This window comes from Bradyrhizobium sp. (genome assembly GCF_030654605.1).
In the GTDB taxonomy this organism is placed as follows: Bacteria; Pseudomonadota; Alphaproteobacteria; order Rhizobiales; family Xanthobacteraceae; genus Bradyrhizobium.
The window spans coordinates 1-2,380 of record NZ_JAURXB010000173.1; the positions used below are offsets into that span (position 1 = coordinate 1).

Below are 2,380 nucleotides of genomic sequence, written 5' to 3' on the forward strand. Positions count from 1 at the left end.
CGTGCAATTGCCGATTTGGACATCGGCCTGGACCAGGGTCAGCTTGGACACGGTCGCTGCGTGATGTCGCAGATAGTCCAACAGCCAGATCAGCGTCAGCTGCGCATTCGGATCCGGATCGATCCATAGCTCTACCGCTTCAAAGCGGGCGCAGAATTCGATCAAGCCCGGCCCCTCCGTCCGCGCTTCCGCGAAGCGCTTGCCGGTGAGATCGAGCCAATGAGAACCGGAGACCTCATGTCTTGCCGGGCGAGACGACAACCATGCCTCAAGTTCGATTTGCGAAGGCAACGGACCCCAGACGAATCTCGGTCGAAGGGGAATGACGCAATTCGCGAGCCTAGCCTCCAAGAGGCCGCCCGCGCCGCTGTCACTGGATGACAGAATCAGGCGTGTCATGGGACCACCAGCTCTACGCAAACAAAACGGGCGCCAAGAACGTCGGCAACTCAACGTCCTCAGCGCCCGTTCATGTCGAAACCCGGATCATCCGACCCAGGTCCGATAATTTACTCCTCCGCAGGCTCCTCGCCTTCGGCGTCGCGCTCGGGACTGCCGGCCAGAATCTGTTCGGCGATCAGGCCGGAGTTCTGGCGGATCGAGGCCTCGATCTTCGCGGTCATATCGGGATTGGCCTTGAGGAAGGCTTTTGAGTTTTCGCGGCCCTGGCCGAGGCGCTGGCTGTCATAGGAGAACCAGGCGCCGGACTTTTCCACGATGCCGGCCTTGACGCCGAGGTCGAGGATCTCGCCCATCTTGGAGACGCCCTCGCCGTACATGATGTCGAACTCGACCTGCTTGAACGGCGGCGCCAGCTTGTTCTTCACCACCTTGACGCGGGTCTGGTTGCCGACCACCTCGTCGCGCTCCTTGATCGCCCCGATGCGGCGGATGTCGAGGCGGACCGAAGCATAGAATTTCAGCGCGTTGCCGCCGGTGGTGGTTTCCGGTGAACCGTACATCACGCCGATCTTCATCCGGATCTGGTTGATGAAGATCACCATGGTGTTGGATTTGTTGATAGAGGCGGTCAGCTTGCGCAGCGCCTGGCTCATCAAGCGAGCCTGCAGCCCGGGCAGCGCGTCGCCCATCTCGCCCTCGAGTTCGGCCCGCGGCACCAGGGCCGCCACCGAATCGATCACCAGCACGTCGACCGCGCCTGACCGTACCAGGGTGTCGCAGATTTCCAGCGCCTGCTCGCCGGTGTCGGGCTGTGAGATCAGGAGTTCGTCGATGTTGACGCCGAGTTTTCTGGCATAGACCGGGTCGAGCGCATGTTCGGCGTCGATGAAGGCGCAGATGCCGCCCTTCTTCTGGCCTTCGGCCACCGTGTGCAGCGCCAGCGTGGTCTTGCCCGAGGATTCCGGTCCGTAGATTTCCACCACCCGGCCGCGCGGCAGACCGCCCACGCCGAGCGCGATATCCAGCCCGAGCGAGCCCGACGAAATGGTCTCGATGTCCATCGAGCGGTCGTTTTTGCCCAGCTTCATTACCGAGCCCTTGCCGAACTGGCGCTCGATCTGGGAGAGCGCGGCCGACAGGGCCTTGGTCTTGTCCATGGAGGATCCTTCGACGATACGCAGCGCGGTAGTGGGGGCGGCCATTGGTGGTGCTCCTTATGACGGGGATTCGCTAGAGGGACAAACGGGCAGCGGCTTTACGGCGGTGACTTTACGGCAATGACTTGGAGAGCAACGTACCCTATTTGTTCTAGGTTCGCAATATGTTCTTTTCACAGGTCGGTACTTGGCCGGTTTCCAACCCTCGTGACCTACTTTGAAAATTGCAGTGGCCGAATTTGCACCTTAACGCGCCGTAAATTTGCCCGGGATTGTTCTCAGTAGAAATACGGAGAGCTGTGATGAAATTGGCACTATCGGTATATTGGCTGCATCGAATTGCACGGTCGGATTATGGTCGGCGTCCGCACCGAGCGCCTGGAGCTTGATGTCATCGACAGATGGCTATCATCCCCGGGCTCGAGGGCGCCAAGATGAGTGGCCGGCCGAATGGCCTCCCCTTCGCCCATCGTGCTCGATTGAGGCCACCCCACTTCTAGCTGTTCTGGAATCCTCCCCGACGCGCGAAGCGCAGCGAGCGCCCGACATCCCGCCCGACGCCATTTCTTGTGCCGACGGAACCTTGGTCTGGTTCAGCCCTGCGGCATCGACATCCCTCGACAACGCAAGTGAGGTGCATTATTCAAATTGACAACCTATAGTTTATATATGGGATCCGAAGTGGTTGGGGATATGAAGCACAGGGGCGTCGAGTACACGGTTACGCCGTCAGCGCCCGGCGTTTGGCAATGGCAGTTCCGGATCGGCGACGCCGTTATATCCGGCAAGACCGAGACCAATATCAGGCTGCTTGCTGTCCG

Annotated in this window: 1 protein-coding gene and 1 pseudogene; both read right to left on the reverse strand. The window is 60.3% G+C overall.

Going from position 1 to position 2,380, the window contains the following annotated elements:
* A pseudogene (locus Q7U29_RS16080) lies at positions 1 to 399 on the reverse strand (DUF1835 domain-containing protein); the annotation flags it as partial.
* 110 nt (positions 400 to 509) lie between these two features.
* Entirely contained in the window at positions 510 to 1,604 is a 1,095-nt protein-coding gene (gene recA, locus Q7U29_RS16085; protein ID WP_304743102.1) for a recombinase RecA, read from the reverse strand.
* Positions 1,605 to 2,380 lie beyond the last annotated feature (776 nt).

Bases quoted from the DNA above. Each gene is read 5' to 3' on its own strand.
- recA (WP_304743102.1), bottom strand. From the start codon at position 1,604: ATGGCCGCCCCCACTACCGCGCTGCGTATCGTCGAAGGATCCTCCATG.